Genomic DNA, 15,662 nt, shown 5'->3' on the forward strand with positions numbered 1-15,662 from the left:
TTGGCGTCATTTATTTGATTGTTGCAGATTAGCCCGTGACAAGGAGAAGGAGCGCATCCTTCTCCTGTTTCGGCTGCAAATAATTGTCAACGCTTTCAATTTTCGTTATAATAAAATAAGTCAATAAAAGATGCAAAATGGAGTTGATGCAAATGACAGACAGGCCATGGCTGTCCCAGTATCCGCCGGAAATACCCGTTTCCCTTACGTATCCGCGAAAACCGGTTTGTGCATTTTTAACCGAAGCAGCTGAACAGTATCCTGACAAAAAAGCGCTCCATTTTATGGGGAAAGAAATGACATACCGTGAAGTGTATGAAGCGGCGCTCAAATTTGCCGGGTATTTAAAAAAACTCGGAGTGGAAAAAGGCGATAGGGTTGCCGTGCTGCTCCCGAATTCCCCGCAGGCCGTCATCGGTTTTTACGGCATCCTTTACACGGGCGGGATAGCCGTCATGACGAATCCGCTATATACGGAAAGGGAACTGGAATATCAGCTGAAAGACTCCGGCGCGAAGGCCATCCTGACAGTTGATTTCCTGTACCCGACAGTGGCAAAAGTATTTGAGAAAACCGATCTCGAACATATTATTGTAACCGCCATCAGCGAGTATTTGCCTTTTCCCAAAAACGTCATCTACCCGTTTCTGCAGAAAAAGCAAACGGGCGTTACTGTCCGGGTCGAGCACGGCGGGCACCATCACTTGCTAAAGAACATCATGAAGGAAGAAATTCCGGAACCGCTTGACACGCCGTTCGATATCGAAGAGGACCTTGCGATTCTTCAGTACACCGGTGGCACAACCGGCGTGCCAAAAGGCGTCATGCTGACACATCTCAATTTGATTGCAAACGCGACAATGTGTGATGCCTGGATGTACAGGGCCAAAAAAGGGGAAGAAGTGGTGCTCGGCATGCTTCCGTTTTTCCATGTGTACGGCATGACGACCGTGCTGATTCTTTCTGTGATGCAGGGCTTTAAAATGATTTTAATTCCGCGCTTTGATGCGGAGTCACTGCTGAAGACAATTGAAAAACAGCGGCCAACTTTGTTTCCGGGTGCGCCAACCATTTATATCGGGCTTTTAAACCACCCGAAAATTAAGGAATATGATTTGTCATCGATTGAAGCATGCATCAGCGGTTCTGCCCCGCTGCCGGTAGAAGTTCAGCAGAAATTTGAAGGGGTGACCGGCGGCAAGCTTGTGGAAGGGTATGGCCTCAGTGAATCTTCTCCTGTCACCCATGCCAATTTTGTATGGGGAAAACGCGTCAAGGGCAGTATCGGCGTGCCATGGCCAGATACGGACTGCGAAATCCGCTCGCTCGAAGACGGCAGGCCGTTACCGCCCGGTGAAGTCGGCGAGCTGGCGGTAAAAGGGCCGCAAGTGATGAAAGGTTACTGGAACCGCCCGGAAGAAACGAAGGAAGTGCTAAAAGACGGGTGGCTATTTACGGGGGATTTGGCTTATATGGATGAAGAAGGTTATTTTTATATTGTCGACCGGAAAAAAGACATCATTATTGCAGGCGGCTATAATATTTATCCGCGTGAAGTCGAAGAAGTGCTGTATGAGCACCCTGCCGTTCAGGAAGCCGTGGTTGCCGGCGTGCCACACCCGTACCGCGGGGAAACCGTCAAAGCCTATATTGTGCTGAAAGACAATATGACAGTAACGGAAGAAGAACTGGACCGGTTTGCACGCCAATATCTGGCGGCATATAAAGTCCCGCGCATTTACGAATTCCGGGATGAACTGCCGAAAACGGCCGTTGGGAAAATTTTGCGGCGCTCATTGGTTGCAGAAGAAAAAGAAAAGATGGAAAATGGAGGAGAGAAGATCGGGTAAGGAAATTTTTTTATAAACAGGACTTGACAAATGCTGCATTCTTGTATAATATGAAAATATGAATGAATGGTCATTCATTTTCTGGCCGCCATTAAACCGGTCGGCCAAATTGACAGATCATGAGATTGAAAGGTGATAGCCCGTGAGGAAAAACAGGCCAAAGTACAAACAAATTATTGATGCAGCAGTGGTGGTTATCGCACAACACGGCTATCATCAGGCACAGGTTTCAAAAATTGCAAAACAGGCGGGCGTAGCGGACGGCACGATTTATTTGTATTTTAAAAACAAAGAAGATATCCTGATTTCTTTGTTTGAAGAAAAGATGCAGCTGTTTATCGAAAAGGTTTCCGAATATATTGCAGGGGACCTTTCCCCTTCCGAAAAGTTGCTCAAGATGATCGAAAACCACTTCAAAGTCCTTGCCGCCGATCACCATTTGGCGGTCGTGACCCAGCTGGAACTGCGGCAGACCAATTTAGATCTGCGGCTTAAAATCAACAGCGTACTGAAAGAATATTTGACGCTCGTTGACCAAATCATCCGCGAAGGCATGGAAAAAGGCGAATTCGATTCCGGGCTTGACGTCCGGCTCGTCCGGCAGATGATTTTCGGGACAGTCGATGAAACGGTAACGACATGGGTGATGAATAAAGAAAAATACGACCTCGTTTCACTGGCTGCTCCCGTCCATCAATTGATCATTAACGGCTGCGGCAAAAAAACGGCGGTTTAATGCCGCAGCTTTCACAAGGGGGTTTGAGACGGGATGGAATTTATTACGATCAAACGGGAAAATGCGGTCGCCTGCATTGAAATGAACAGGCCACCTGCCAATGCGCTTGCGCAGGCTCTTTTAAAAGAACTTGCGCAAGCGTTTGGCCAACTTGAAAACGATCCTGAAACCCGGGTCGTGCTCCTTTACGGGAAAGGAAGATTTTTCTCGGCAGGAGCGGATATTAAAGAATTTGTCCAATTAAGGAAATCCGGCGGCTCCGATGCGCTGGCGGTTTCCGGTCAGGAATTGTTCGAAAAAGTGGAAGCGTTCCCGAAACCGGTCATCGCCGCGATCCATGGCGCGGCACTTGGCGGTGGGCTCGAACTTGCGATGGCATGCCATATCCGCCTTGTCACAGAAAATGCAAAACTCGGCCTCCCGGAACTGAGCCTCGGACTCGTGCCGGGTTTTGCCGGAACGCAGCGGCTGCCAAGGTATGTCGGACGCGGCAAAGCATTTGAAATGCTGTGGACAAGCGAACCGCTGACCGGAACGGAGGCCGTGCAGCACGGGCTTGCAAACCATGCTTATAAAGAAGAGGAACTGCTCCCGAAAGCAAGGGCGCTGGCTGAAAAAATTGCAAAGAAAAGCCCGCTGGCCCTGAAAGCCTCTATTGAACTCGTCAATTATTCAAAAACAAACGATTACGAAAAAGGCTTGGAGCAGGAATCCGCACGTTTTCTTGAGCTGTTCGGCTCAAAAGATGCAGAGGAAGGCATCAAAGCTTTTATTGAAAAAAGGGAACCGCGTTTTACAGGGGCCTAACATTTTTTGATTTGTATGCGCTTAAAAGATTTTATTTTTTAACGATTTAGGGAGGGAACGGCATGAATATCTTCGTATTATTAAAACGGACTTTTGACACAGAAGAAAAGATTGCGATTGCAAACGGCCGCATCCAGGATGACGGGGCAGAATATATCATCAACCCGTACGATGAATACGCCGTTGAAGAGGCCATCCAGGTACGCGATGCCCAGGGCGGCGAAGTCACAGTTGTCACAGTCGGCAATGAAGAAGCCGAAAAGCAATTGCGGACGGCACTTGCGATGGGTGCGGATAAAGCAGTCCTCATTAATATTGAAGACGATGTGGAAGCAAGCGACCAGGTCACAACGGCAAAAGTGCTCGCCGCTTATTTAAAAGAGCAGGAACCGGATCTCATTATCGGCGGGAATGTCGCCATTGACAACGCTTCCGGACAAGTCGGCCCGCGGGTGGCGGAGTTGCTCGGTATCCCGTATGTCACGACGATCACCAATCTGGAAATTGATGGCGACAAAGCGACGGTCACAAGAGATGTCGAAGGGGATTCCGAAATCATTGAAACGACCCTTCCGCTGCTCGTCACAGCGCAGCAGGGCTTAAATGAGCCGCGTTATCCTTCGCTCCCGGGGATCATGAAAGCGAAGAAAAAACCGCTTGAAGAGCTGGAACTGGATGACCTTGACCTTGAAGAAGAAGACGTGGAGCCGAAAACCAAAACGATCGAGGTTTACCTGCCACCGAAAAAAGAAGCAGGAAAAGTGCTTGAAGGCGAAATTGTCGACCAAGTAAAAGAACTTGTCCAATTATTGCATACCGAAGCAAAAGTGATTTAAGCGAAGAAACCGGAAATGGAGGGGATCAGCATGAGTCGAAAAGTATTAGTAGTGGGGGAAGTCCGTGACGGATCGCTCCGCAATGTATCATATGAAACCATTGCCGCCGGAAAAACGGTAGCAGAAGGCGGGGAAGTGGTCGGCGTTTTGATCGGGGACGCTGTGAAAGATTTGGGGAAAGACATGATACAATACGGTGCTGACCGTGTTGCCGTGGTGGAAGACGAGAAGCTGAAAAGCTATTCTTCAGACGGTTTTTCCCAAGCATTGCTTGCGATTGTCGAATCTGAAAAGCCGGATGGCATCTTAATCGGCCATACGGCGCTTGGCAAAGACCTGGCCCCGAAAGTAGCGGCTAAATTGGATGCCGGCCTGATTTCGGACGCAACCGCAGTGGAATCAGCCGGGGAACATGTCGTCTTTACCCGCCCGATTTACTCCGGCAAGGCGTTTGAGAAAAAGATCGTAACAGACGGGGTCATCTTTGCGACCATTCGGCCGAACAACATCAGCCCGCTTGAAAAAGACGAATCGCGGACAGGGGACATTGAAACCGTCGAAGCGGAAATTAAAGATTTACGCACGATCATCAAAGAAGTGGTCCGGAAAGTAAGTGAAGGGGTTGACCTTTCGGAAGCGAAAGTCATCGTTTCAGGCGGCCGCGGCGTGAAAAGCGCGGACGGCTTCAAACCGCTGAAAGAGCTTGCCGATGTGCTCGGCGGCGCGGTTGGGGCTTCGCGCGGCGCATGTGACGCCGGCTACTGCGATTATTCCCTGCAAATCGGGCAGACGGGCAAAGTGGTTACACCGGATTTGTATATCGCATGCGGTATTTCCGGCGCCATCCAGCATTTGGCCGGCATGTCCAACTCAAAAGTGATTGTGGCCATTAACAAAGACCCGGAAGCGAACATCTTCAACGTGGCGGATTACGGCATCGTCGGCGACCTGTTCGAAGTGGTCCCGCTTCTCACAGAGGAAATCAAAAAACTAAAAGTCACATCGGCGTAATCCCGGGCCCGGACGAAAAAAATTCGTTCCGGGCCTGTTTTCTGTTGGATATTCGTGAAAAAAGGGTATAAAATAATAAAATCATTACTGCTTTTTCCGGACCGGACAAATTGTTCGCAACATATGATAAAGGATGATATACTTATCCCAAGCAGTAATAGTTTGATTTAGGAGGGTTCTTTCAATATGGCAATTACACATGCTACCGACGCGACTTTCGAGCAGGAAGTCAGCCAAGGTTTGGTATTAACGGATTTTTGGGCAACATGGTGTGGTCCGTGCAAAATGATTGCACCGGTACTTGAAGAAATCGATGCTGAAATGGGCGACAAGGTGAAAATCGTCAAAGTAGACGTGGATGAGAATCAGGAAACGACCAGCAAATTCGGCGTCATGAGCATTCCGACCCTTGTTCTCATGAAAGATGGCAAACCGGTCGACAAAGTGATCGGTTACCAGCCGAAAGAAGCTTTGCAAGAATTAGTGAACAAACATTTATAATACAATAAATGCGCGGCTTCAAGCCGTGCGCAAATGCATTTTAAAATCCGGGCCGGCTGTGGTCCGGGTTTTTTACAGAACGCAGGATTTTGAGGTGAAGAGAAATTGAACGAGACGATCCGCAATAAACTTGCCCTCCTGCCCGCCCAACCCGGCTGCTATTTAATGAAAGACAGACAGGGGACCATCATTTATGTCGGGAAGGCCAAAATTTTAAAAAACCGTGTCCGCTCTTACTTTTCCGGTTCGCATGACGCAAAAACGCAGCGGCTTGTCAGCGAGATCGAAGACTTTGAGTATATTGTCACTTCTTCCAATATTGAAGCCCTTATTCTTGAAATTAATTTAATCAAAAAGCATGACCCGAAATACAACATCATGCTGAAAGATGATAAAACATACCCGTATATTAAGCTGACCCATGAACGCCACCCGCGTCTGATCACCACCCGGAAAGTGAAAAAAGATAAAGGCAAATATTTCGGCCCGTATCCAAACGTGCAGGCGGCCAATGAAACAAAAAAGCTGCTGGACCGGTTGTATCCTTTGCGGAAATGCACCAATATGCCGGACCGCGTCTGCCTTTATTACCATTTGGGCCAGTGTCTTGCGCCGTGCGTCAATGAGGTGAAAGAAGAAACATACAAAGAGATCACCGATCAAATTACCCGCTTTTTGAACGGGGGTTACACGGAAATCAAAAAAGAACTGGAAGAAAAAATGCATGAGGCTGCAGAAAAGCTTGAATTTGAGCGGGCAAAAGAATACCGTGACCAGATCGCCAATATTGAAATGACGATGGAAAAACAGAAAATTACAATGACGGATTTTACGGACCGCGACATTTTCGGCTACGCAGTGGATAAAGGCTGGATGTGCGTCCAGGTCTTTTTCATGCGCCAAGGAAAGCTGATCGAACGGGATGTCTCGCTTTTTCCGTCTTACGATGAGCCGGAGGAGGAATTTTTGAGCTATTTGGGGCAGTTTTACGCCAAACCGGAACATATTAAGCCGAAAGAAGTGCTGATTACGGAAAAAGCAGACCGGGAACTGGCGGAACAACTGCTCGAAATCAAAGTGCTCCAGCCGAAAAAAGGCCAGAAACGGGAACTCGTGTTAATGGCCGAGAAGAACGCAAAGATTGCATTGAAGGAAAAATTCGCGTTGATTGAACGGGACGAGGAACGAACGATCAAAGCCGTTGAAAATCTTGGCGAAAAGCTCGGCATCTACACGCCGCACCGGATTGAAGCGTTCGATAATTCGAATATCCAGGGGACAAACCCGGTTTCGGCGATGGTCGTGTTTGTGGACGGTAAGCCGGCAAAAAAAGAATACCGCAAATATAAAATCAAAACAGTGGAAGGACCGGATGATTATGAATCGATGCGCGAAGTGATCCGCCGCCGTTACATCCGTGCCCTAAGGGAAAACTTGCCGCTTCCGGATCTCATCATTATTGACGGCGGAAAAGGGCAAATTGACGCGGCAAGGGATGTGCTTGAAAATGAGCTCGGGCTTGAGATCCCGATCGGCGGCCTGGCAAAGGATGAGAAGCACAATACATCGCAGCTTTTGTTCGGCAACCCGCTGGAAGTTGTGCCGCTCGGGCGGAACAGCCAGGAATTTTACCTGCTTCAGCGCATCCAAGATGAAGTGCACCGGTTTGCGATTACCTTCCACAGGGAATTGCGCGGAAAATCCGCTTTTCAATCGGCGCTTGACGATATTCCGGGCATCGGGCCGAAACGGAAAAAACAACTGCTTCGCCACTTTGGCTCCTTGAAGAAAATGAAACAAGCAAAGCTGGAAGAATTTGTGGAAGCGGGCATCCCGCGTCCCGTATCCGAAGCATTAATCAAAAAATTACAAGAATAACCTGGCAGGGTTTTTCTGTATATGGTATAATCATGATAATTTCATATGGCAAGCTTTGTTTCAGACTTTCGGGAGCGGTCATCCCGGCGTCCGGCAAAGCCGTTACATGATAGAGGCGCAAAACTTAAGAGTAAGGAACGGGAGAAGATTGGGCTTCCGGGATCGTTTCTGAAAGGAAGTTTTGCCGAAGTGAAAATGGCCTCAATGCCGTTTTTGCTGGTTCTGTACTGAAAAAGTCCGGAACTGTCAGGATGAAATGTCTTGGAGCGCTATCTCACAGGAATGACTGCGTACCCGCGTATGCAAAAGCGATGAGATATCCGTTCTCATTGCTTTTTTTAAATGGGCGCCAAGTTGCTTTGCTTTCACTCTGACAGCCTCATTTTACTTATAAACTGCAGAAGGTGGCGGAGTTATTGGGAATCATTGTTCAGAAATTCGGGGGAACTTCGGTTGGAAATGTGGAAAGGATCCGGAATACGGTCAACCGGATTATTGAAGAAAAGGAAAAGGGCCATGATGTTGTCGTCGTTGTTTCCGCGATGGGCAAAACAACGGACCAGCTTGTCGGGCTTGCAAATGAACTTTCTGCGTATCCTGCAAAACGCGAAATGGATATGCTGCTTTCAACCGGCGAACAGGTGACGATTTCGCTTGTCGCCATGGCACTGATCGATCAAGGCTACGATGCCGTTTCTTATACCGGATGGCAGGCCGGCATTATAACGGAACCCGTGCACGGAAACGCCCGGATCACGGAAATCCGGACTGAAAAAATCAAATCCCGTCTGGCAGCCGGGCAAATTGTAATCGTCGCCGGGTTTCAGGGCATCACCCCAGAAGGCGAAATTGCGACACTCGGTAGGGGCGGCTCAGATACAACGGCAGTGGCGCTTGCAGCAGCGCTTCATGCGGACCGCTGCCTGATCTACACGGATGTAACCGGCGTGTTTACGTCCGACCCGCGCTATATTCCGAATGCCCGGAAGCTTAAGGCTGTATCCTATGATGAGATGCTTGAACTGGCGAGTCTCGGGGCGGGCGTTTTGCATGCAAGGGCAGTGGAGTTTGCCAAAAATGCGGCTGTGCCGCTGATCGTTTGTTCGAGCCTTGAAAGGGAGGAAGGCACGTTAATAGAGGAGGAAGTTTCGGTGGAAAAAAACTTAATTGTCCGCGGCGTTGCATTTGAAGATGGCATTACAAGGGTGACCATTTTCGGACTGGAAAACGGCTTCCGCAATTTGCCGGATATTTTTACGACACTGGCGGAACACCATATTGATGTCGATATCATTATCCAGAACCAGACAGCGGACCATAAAACGTATTTATCTTTTTCGATAAAAGATAAAGATCTGAAAGAAACGGCCGATCTTTTGGAAGCCGGGAAAGAAGCCCTCAGCATAGACCATTTTGAAACGGAAACCGGCCTCGCAAAAGTGTCCATCATCGGATCGGGCATGGTTTCCAACCCAGGCGTTGCGGCAAAAATGTTCCAGGTGCTGGCAGATCACGGCATTGCCATTAAAATGATCAGCACGTCCGAAATCAAAGTGTCCACCGTTGTCGATGCAAAAGAAATGGTCCGGGCCGCCCGGTGCCTGCACGAAGCATTTGAACTGGATGCAGTGGAACAAAATATATGAAAATATGAAAAAGCAGGGGAGCCCCTGCTTTTTCATATTGATTCTCCGGCCGGGTCTTTCGCATCCCACTGCACGGTGATCCGGACTTTTTTTGCTTTTTTCGCAACTTCCTCAACAGCTTCCGTGATCAGTTTTTTCTGCATCTGGTACTGCTCGGCCAAAAAACCGGCTTCAAGCTTGAATGTCGGCTCTTGACCTGCGCCCATATCCAGCTGCCGTTCAATCATCGGCCCGGATAACTCAAATTCGATATGATATTTCTCTTCTTTTTTGATCGATAACGTTCCCCAGCCGGCTTCTTTGAAAAAAGAAACCATTTCTTCATAGGTAAGCAGCTGGAATTTTCTTGCCAAATGTTTTCCGGCCCAGTATAGAATATCCGGTGTTTCCTTACCGAGTATATCCGGAATTAATATATTACGCAACAGCTCATATCCGAATGCGGGCACCATTAGCTGTTCCGCAACGGTTTGTTCATTTCCGCCAGAAGATTTCACGCAATTCCCCTCTTTCTATATGCTATATTATATACAAAATAAAACCGGACTTAAAAGCATTTTTTGAGTATACACCAAAATAATGGGAACTTTTTTTCGCCGGCTTCCGCGTCACATGGGGAAATGATGCCGGTTGCGGTAAAATCCGATGAAAAAAGACAAGCCTTGGATAAAAATTCCTTTTTTATGCAAAAGCATATGGCAAAAGAGCTATACTGAAAAAATTTTAAAAAATGGGAGAAAGACTGACAAATATGACAAATAAACGGTATTTTCAGTGCAAATTCATGAATGCGTTTCCTTGACGCGCCCATTTGTCGGGAGTACAATAAAACTGTCACATAATTGTTATAAAATATTTATGCGGGAGGAAGCAATGCAAAATTTGTCTTCTTTGCATAAATTCACACTACAAAGGGGGATACAATGTGGCTGGAAATCGAGAGTTTTATAACCGCAAACTGCATTCTTTGCTGGGTGTTATACCCATCGGCTTATTTTTAGTCATCCACTTGACCGTGAACCACTATGCGGTAAACGGTGCTGCTGCCTTCAATAAAGCAGCCGGTTTTATGGAAAACCTGCCGTTTCTGCTTTTTGTGGAAGTCGTGTTCATTTATTTGCCGCTTTTGTTCCATGCAATTTACGGCTTATATATTTCGTTTACGGCATCGAGCAATGTCGGTACGATGGGCTACTTTCGGAACTGGATGTACCTTTTGCAAAGAATCAGCGGTGTGCTGGTCCTGATTTTTCTCGTATTTCACATCTATGAAACACGCATTCAAATGGCGCTTGGCAAGGAATTGAATTTTGATCTGATGGCAAATCTTTTAGCCAATCATTGGATGCTCGCCTGGTACATAATTGGGACAGTGGCTGCCGTTTTCCACTTTGCCAACGGTCTCTGGTCGTTCCTGGTCAGCTGGGGCATTACACAGTCGCGCCGGTCACAGCAAATTTCCACATATGTGATGGTTGTGGTCTTTGTGCTGCTTTCTGTTGTCGGCGTCAGGGCTTTATTAGCATTTGCATAATGAAAAGATTCGAAAAATAGCAGTTTACTGGTTTGTAAGAGGCATCAAGTATGAAGAGGGAGTGAATCAAGTTGGCTAATGGCAAAATCATTGTTGTCGGCGGAGGGCTTGCCGGTTTGATGGCGACTGTAAAAATTGCAGAAGCAGGCCGGCAGGTTGATCTGTTTTCGCTAGTGCCGGTAAAAAGGTCGCACTCTGTTTGCGCACAGGGCGGCATTAACGGCGCTGTCAATACAAAAGGGGAAGGGGATTCGCCATGGATCCACTTTGACGATACGGTATACGGGGGCGACTTCCTTGCCAACCAGCCGCCGGTAAAAGCGATGTGCGAAGCGGCGCCGGGGATTATCCACCTGTTTGACCGGATGGGCGTCATGTTCAACCGCACGCCGGAAGGGCTTTTGGACTTCAGGCGTTTCGGCGGCACCCAGCACCACCGGACAGCATTTGCAGGCGCAACAACCGGTCAGCAGCTTTTATACGCATTGGATGAACAGGTAAGGCGCCATGAAGTGAACGGGCTTGTCACGAAATACGAAGGCTGGGAATTTCTTGGCATTATCAAAGACGATGAAGGCATTTGCCGCGGCATCGTTTCGCAAAACCTGACAACAATGGAAATCAAAGCTTTTCCTGCGGATGCCGTCATTATGGCATCGGGCGGCCTTGGCATTATTTTCGGGAAATCAACCAACTCGATGATCAATACCGGCTCGGCGGCTTCCATTGTATACCAGCAAGGCGCAACGTATGCGAACGGCGAATTTATCCAAATTCACCCGACTGCCATCCCGGGCGATGACAAACTGCGGCTGATGAGTGAATCCGCACGCGGGGAAGGCGGGCGCATCTGGACGTACAAAGACGGCAAACCGTGGTATTTCCTGGAAGAAAAATATCCGGCATACGGGAACCTCGTGCCGCGCGACATTGCAACCCGTGAAATTTTCCATGTCTGCGTGGACTTGAAACTCGGCATTAACGGCGAGAACATGGTTTATCTCGATTTGTCGCACAAAGACCCGCATGAACTGGACGTAAAACTGGGCGGGATTATTGAAATCTATGAAAAATTCGTCGGCGATGACCCGCATAAAGTGCCGATGAAAGTGTTCCCGGCCGTCCACTATTCCATGGGCGGATTATGGGTGGACTATAAACAGCATACGAGCATTCCGGGGCTGTTCGCAGCAGGCGAATGCGACTACTCGATGCACGGCGCGAACCGCTTAGGAGCAAACTCCCTGCTTTCTGCCATTTACGGCGGGATGGTAGCCGGCCCTGAAGCTGTCAACTACATCGACGGGCTTGAAAAGAGCACGGATGCACTGCCGTCAACTGTCTTTGAACGTGCTGTCCAAGAACAGGAGAAAAAATGGAAAGATATTTTGTCGCTTAACGGAACCGAAAATGCCTATGTGCTGCATAAAGAACTGGGCGAATGGATGACAGACAATGTGACAGTTGTCCGTTACAATGATCGTCTGAAGAAAACGGACGAAAAGATTCAGGAATTAATGGAAAGATGGAAAAATATTAATGTTGTAGATACATCGAAATGGAGCAACCAGGCGGCTTCGTTTACACGGCAGCTGTATAATATGCTGCAGCTGGCGCGCGTTATCACGATCGGCGCCCTGAACCGCAATGAAAGCCGCGGCGCCCACTATAAACCTGATTTTCCGGACCGCAACGACGAAGAATGGCTGAAAACGACGATGGCAAATTATGACCCTGTGAACAATGAACCGGTCTTCAGCTATGAAGATGTAGATGTATCGCTGATCAAACCGCGCGTACGCGACTACACGAAGAAGCACTGATTCGGATCGGGCAAAAACGGATTTTTTCCGGCTTTTTCCCGGGTGATTTCATAAGGAAAGAGGAGAATAAGGATGGGTGAACAAAAAACCGTTACATTTATCATACAACGCCAGGATAATCCGGAATCAGAACCATATGACGAAACGTTTGAAGTTCCGTACCGGCCGAATATGAATGTCATTTCGGCCCTGATGGAAATCCGCCGGAATCCGGTCAATGCCAAAGGGGAAAAAACAACACCTGTTGTTTGGGAAATGAACTGTTTGGAAGAAGTTTGCGGTGCCTGTTCCATGGTGATTAACGGCAAACCACGCCAGGCTTGTTCAGCGCTTGTGGACAAACTGCAGCAGCCGATCCGCCTTGCCCCAATGCGGACATTCCCGGTTGTCAGAGATTTGCAAATTGACCGCGGCCGCATGTTTGACTCGCTGAAAAAAGTGAAAGCTTGGATTCCGATTGACGGCACTTACGACTTAGGGGAAGGGCCGCGCATGCCGGAGAAAAAAAGGCAGTGGGCTTATGAACTGGCAAAATGCATGACTTGCGGCGTATGTTTGGAAGCCTGCCCGAATGTCAACAGCCGTTCAAACTTTATCGGGCCAGCGCCGCTTTCGCAAGTACGGTTATTTAATGCGCACCCGACCGGCCATATGAACCGCGATGAACGACTTGAAGCGATCATGGGTGACGGCGGTCTTGCCAATTGCGGCAACTCGCAAAACTGTGTACAAGCCTGCCCGAAAGGTATCCCGCTGACAACATCCATCGCAGCATTAAACCGTGAAACAACCATCTATATGTTTAAAAAATTCTTTGGCAGTGACCATACGGTTGACTAATGCCAAAAGTGCCACATCAAAGCGGAAACAGTAGATGTGGCACTTCTTTTCAAATAAAAAATGAATGGTTGTTCACTCATTAAAAGGAGGTATCCCATTGAAAAAGCACATCTCTTATATTGATGACTGGAACGCCTGGGAAGAAGGATTTTCCTATTATCTCCCGGTCACGGTCCGTTTTTCTGAAACCGATATGTTTGGTCACATGAACAATACGGTTCCGTTTATTTATTTTGAACAAGCGCGGATTGAATTTCTCCAGCAACTCGGGTTTATGGGCGACTGGGCAAAAAAAGGCACCGGCTCCATCCCGGTCGTGGCGGATTTGCAGTGTGATTTTTTACAACAGGTTTTTTTCAATGACAAACTCCGCATTTATGTAAAAGTTTCAAAAATCGGCAACTCGTCCGTCGACTTGCACTACATGGCGAAAAATGAAGCGAATGAAATCTGTTTTACCGGGCGCGGGACAATGGTGCAGATCTCGGTCACAACCGGAAAAGGAATACCGTGGACTGCGGAAGAAAGAGCGAGGTTCGCCGACCCGCAAGCCGCCGTCTCATCCGTCAACTGAATGAAAGTAACCCGCCATAAAAAATAAGCTTAAGTGTTTACGTTGAGGACTGTTTTTTAGCGGAGAAAAGAGCGGCAATACTTGGTATATTTTATTGCTTTTACAACACTTGTTTGCCTGTTTTGCCATCTCCGGCCAGGACATAAATAGAATCTATATCTGCCAGTTTACAATGCCGGATAATGTTTCGTTTGCCTTTCATACAGAAAGGGTTCCGGCATCCGCCCTTTTTTTCGGATTTGTGCTGTTCCTTGCCTCGTCAAGTCACTCCCGGCCGCGCAAGAACATAAGATATCGTGACAACCAAAATACCCATCCCCGCGGTTTAGAGCTGGCGAAGGCAAGGAGGGTTATCATAGTTGAAGGACAACGATTTCACACATAAACCGCTGCTGACAAAAAGAGAAAAAGAAGTATTCGAGCTGTTAGTACAAGACAAGACAACAAAAGAAATCGCGAGCGAATTGTTTATCAGCGAAAAAACAGTTCGAAATCATATTTCCAACGCCATGCAGAAATTGGGAGTCAAGGGGCGCTCGCAAGCTGTTGTTGAATTACTCCGCATGGGGGAATTAAAGCTTTGAAACAAAATCGGCTGCAATGTTGCAGTCGATTTTGTGGTTTAAAGAAGGGATAGAAACGGGATGATTTTTGGACAAAGCGTTTACCCTTTCTGATTCCGTTTTTTACATTGATTGCATATTTTTAGATGAACCTGGAAATCTGCCGGCGGTTTTAGTAAAATGACCACAAGTGCACGTAGCGGAATCGTTTTCAATGGACGTTTGAATGAAGTTCCGATCGAAAATGGATCATGTTAAAAAGGCGGGCCGTTTAAACGCTGGATACCGTATAAGGAAATCACGAGGATGGAGAAACAAATGATGTTTTTACAGGTTTCCGGATGTTATCTTTTTTACAAGCCCGCCTCAATGAGACAGTGTGAAGATTTCTCCAAAGATGCCGGACGATTTGGGCTAAAATCAAACGCCGCTGTGCCCAATTTGCAAATAGACGCCCATACCGCAATGGATGCGCCACAAGCAGAAGAATGAAAGCCAGCCGGCACATATTTTCAGGATATATAGTTGAACTAAACATTACTACTTCTTTATACGTTGCCAGAAGCAATGTCTGTCCTGAACGTCATTGATTTTGGCACGTTTTATGTAGATTAATAAATTTATAGCTGCAAGCATCGCAATTTAACATACGGGCGAATGATATTTTGCCGGCATTTTGTTTCCGGCTTTTCCCGCCTGGAAAAATGATATGAACATTCGCCAAAATACAGTACAATAGCATGAAAGGATGTGAGTTTATGCGGTTTTTTCTCAAAGTGACGGATCTGGCATTTTTGCTTATTTTGATACTGGTTGCCGCGCTTGTATCCCTGATCGGGTTTGCATTTGCACCGGCGATCATTCCGTTCCATTTTAACGGATATTTACGGCCGGACGGATTTATAAATAAGTGGGCCGGTTTTTCCATTTTGCCTGTCGTGATGTGGCTTATCTGGCTACTCTCAAGGAAAGGAGTGTCATACAAAGCGTCACTGTGCATTCTATTTTTATTTATCATCCATGTCTTGCTTGTTCTGTATGCGCTTTTTTCAAAATGAGGGGG

At 47.5% G+C, this 15,662-nt stretch carries 16 protein-coding genes and 1 riboswitch; of the genes, 15 read left to right on the forward strand and 1 reads right to left on the reverse strand.

The annotated features are described in order from the left end of the window. Window positions 1-152 precede the first annotated feature (152 nt). The 8 genes from BCOA_RS30535 (at window position 153) to BCOA_RS30575 (ending at window position 9,265) form a co-directional block, all read left to right on the forward strand. Entirely contained in the window at window positions 153-1,850 is a 1,698-nt protein-coding gene (locus BCOA_RS30535) for an AMP-binding protein (RefSeq protein ID WP_014097803.1), read from the forward strand. Window positions 1,851-1,992: 142 nt separating this feature from the next. Continuing rightward, complete coding sequence (locus tag BCOA_RS30540) at window positions 1,993-2,586, forward strand: TetR/AcrR family transcriptional regulator (RefSeq protein ID WP_014097804.1); 594 nt, start codon at window positions 1,993-1,995, stop codon at window positions 2,584-2,586. Window positions 2,587-2,619: 33 nt separating this feature from the next. Then, the gene (locus BCOA_RS30545) at window positions 2,620-3,393 is read left to right on the forward strand and encodes an enoyl-CoA hydratase (protein ID WP_014097805.1); all 774 of its coding nucleotides are present in this window, start codon (window positions 2,620-2,622) and stop codon (window positions 3,391-3,393) included. Window positions 3,394-3,455: 62 nt separating this feature from the next. Then, window positions 3,456-4,229 carry an electron transfer flavoprotein subunit beta/FixA family protein gene (locus BCOA_RS30550; RefSeq protein WP_014097806.1) on the forward strand — a complete coding sequence of 258 codons (774 nt, stop codon included), beginning with the start codon at window positions 3,456-3,458 and terminating at the stop codon, window positions 4,227-4,229. A gap of 30 nt (window positions 4,230-4,259) precedes the next feature. Further along, the gene (locus tag BCOA_RS30555; protein WP_014097807.1) at window positions 4,260-5,240 is read left to right on the forward strand and encodes an electron transfer flavoprotein subunit alpha/FixB family protein; all 981 of its coding nucleotides are present in this window, start codon (window positions 4,260-4,262) and stop codon (window positions 5,238-5,240) included. A 186-nt stretch (window positions 5,241-5,426) separates the two neighbouring features. Continuing rightward, a complete protein-coding gene (gene trxA / locus BCOA_RS30560; protein ID WP_014097808.1) occupies window positions 5,427-5,741 on the forward strand; it encodes a thioredoxin in 315 nt (104 codons plus the stop codon). 105 nt (window positions 5,742-5,846) lie between these two features. After that, window positions 5,847-7,619 (forward strand): excinuclease ABC subunit UvrC, encoded by a 1,773-nt coding sequence (gene uvrC / locus BCOA_RS30565; protein WP_014097809.1) that lies wholly within the window; start codon window positions 5,847-5,849, stop codon window positions 7,617-7,619. A gap of 102 nt (window positions 7,620-7,721) precedes the next feature. Further along, window positions 7,722-7,899, forward strand: a riboswitch (Lysine riboswitch). A gap of 136 nt (window positions 7,900-8,035) precedes the next feature. Further along, the gene (locus BCOA_RS30575) at window positions 8,036-9,265 is read left to right on the forward strand and encodes an aspartate kinase (RefSeq protein WP_014097810.1); all 1,230 of its coding nucleotides are present in this window, start codon (window positions 8,036-8,038) and stop codon (window positions 9,263-9,265) included. Between the two features lie 32 nt (window positions 9,266-9,297). On the opposite strand, the gene BCOA_RS30580 is transcribed toward BCOA_RS30575, so the two are convergent. Continuing rightward, entirely contained in the window at window positions 9,298-9,762 is a 465-nt protein-coding gene (locus BCOA_RS30580) for a YslB family protein (RefSeq protein ID WP_014097811.1), read from the reverse strand. Between the two features lie 428 nt (window positions 9,763-10,190). Here BCOA_RS30580 and BCOA_RS30585 point away from each other — a divergent pair, with 428 nt between their 5' ends. The 7 genes from BCOA_RS30585 (at window position 10,191) to BCOA_RS30615 (ending at window position 15,657) form a co-directional block, all read left to right on the forward strand. Next, window positions 10,191-10,799 carry a succinate dehydrogenase cytochrome b558 subunit gene (locus BCOA_RS30585; RefSeq protein WP_014097812.1) on the forward strand — a complete coding sequence of 203 codons (609 nt, stop codon included), beginning with the start codon at window positions 10,191-10,193 and terminating at the stop codon, window positions 10,797-10,799. 71 nt (window positions 10,800-10,870) lie between these two features. After that, window positions 10,871-12,622 carry a succinate dehydrogenase flavoprotein subunit gene (gene sdhA / locus BCOA_RS30590; RefSeq protein ID WP_014097813.1) on the forward strand — a complete coding sequence of 584 codons (1,752 nt, stop codon included), beginning with the start codon at window positions 10,871-10,873 and terminating at the stop codon, window positions 12,620-12,622. Window positions 12,623-12,694: 72 nt separating this feature from the next. Next, entirely contained in the window at window positions 12,695-13,462 is a 768-nt protein-coding gene (gene sdhB / locus BCOA_RS30595) for a succinate dehydrogenase iron-sulfur subunit (protein ID WP_014097814.1), read from the forward strand. A 97-nt stretch (window positions 13,463-13,559) separates the two neighbouring features. Next, window positions 13,560-14,036: an acyl-CoA thioesterase gene (locus tag BCOA_RS30600; RefSeq protein WP_014097815.1), complete on the forward strand. Its 477-nt coding sequence runs from the start codon at window positions 13,560-13,562 to the stop codon at window positions 14,034-14,036. Window positions 14,037-14,395: 359 nt separating this feature from the next. After that, a complete protein-coding gene (locus BCOA_RS30605; protein WP_014097816.1) occupies window positions 14,396-14,620 on the forward strand; it encodes a helix-turn-helix domain-containing protein in 225 nt (74 codons plus the stop codon). Between the two features lie 285 nt (window positions 14,621-14,905). Continuing rightward, the gene (locus BCOA_RS30610) at window positions 14,906-15,091 is read left to right on the forward strand and encodes a hypothetical protein (protein WP_035184465.1); all 186 of its coding nucleotides are present in this window, start codon (window positions 14,906-14,908) and stop codon (window positions 15,089-15,091) included. A 266-nt stretch (window positions 15,092-15,357) separates the two neighbouring features. Beyond that, on the forward strand, window positions 15,358-15,657 hold the full coding sequence (locus tag BCOA_RS30615; protein ID WP_014097817.1) for a DUF1648 domain-containing protein: 300 nt from the start codon (window positions 15,358-15,360) through the stop codon (window positions 15,655-15,657). Window positions 15,658-15,662: the final 5 nt, after the last annotated feature.

It is taken from the genome of Heyndrickxia coagulans 36D1 (assembly GCF_000169195.2).
In the GTDB taxonomy this organism is placed as follows: Bacteria; Bacillota; Bacilli; order Bacillales; family Bacillaceae_C; genus Weizmannia; species Weizmannia faecalis.

Bases quoted from the DNA above. Each gene is read 5' to 3' on its own strand.
- BCOA_RS30555 (WP_014097807.1), top strand. From the start codon at position 4,260: ATGAGTCGAAAAGTATTAGTAGTGGGGGAAGTCCGTGACGGATCGCTC.
- BCOA_RS30535 (WP_014097803.1), top strand. From the start codon at position 153: ATGACAGACAGGCCATGGCTGTCCCAGTATCCGCCGGAAATACCCGTT.
- BCOA_RS30550 (WP_014097806.1), top strand. From the start codon at position 3,456: ATGAATATCTTCGTATTATTAAAACGGACTTTTGACACAGAAGAAAAG.
- sdhB (WP_014097814.1), top strand. From the start codon at position 12,695: ATGGGTGAACAAAAAACCGTTACATTTATCATACAACGCCAGGATAAT.
- trxA (WP_014097808.1), top strand. From the start codon at position 5,427: ATGGCAATTACACATGCTACCGACGCGACTTTCGAGCAGGAAGTCAGC.
- BCOA_RS30615 (WP_014097817.1), top strand. From the start codon at position 15,358: ATGCGGTTTTTTCTCAAAGTGACGGATCTGGCATTTTTGCTTATTTTG.
- BCOA_RS30610 (WP_035184465.1), top strand. From the start codon at position 14,906: ATGGAGAAACAAATGATGTTTTTACAGGTTTCCGGATGTTATCTTTTT.
- BCOA_RS30545 (WP_014097805.1), top strand. From the start codon at position 2,620: ATGGAATTTATTACGATCAAACGGGAAAATGCGGTCGCCTGCATTGAA.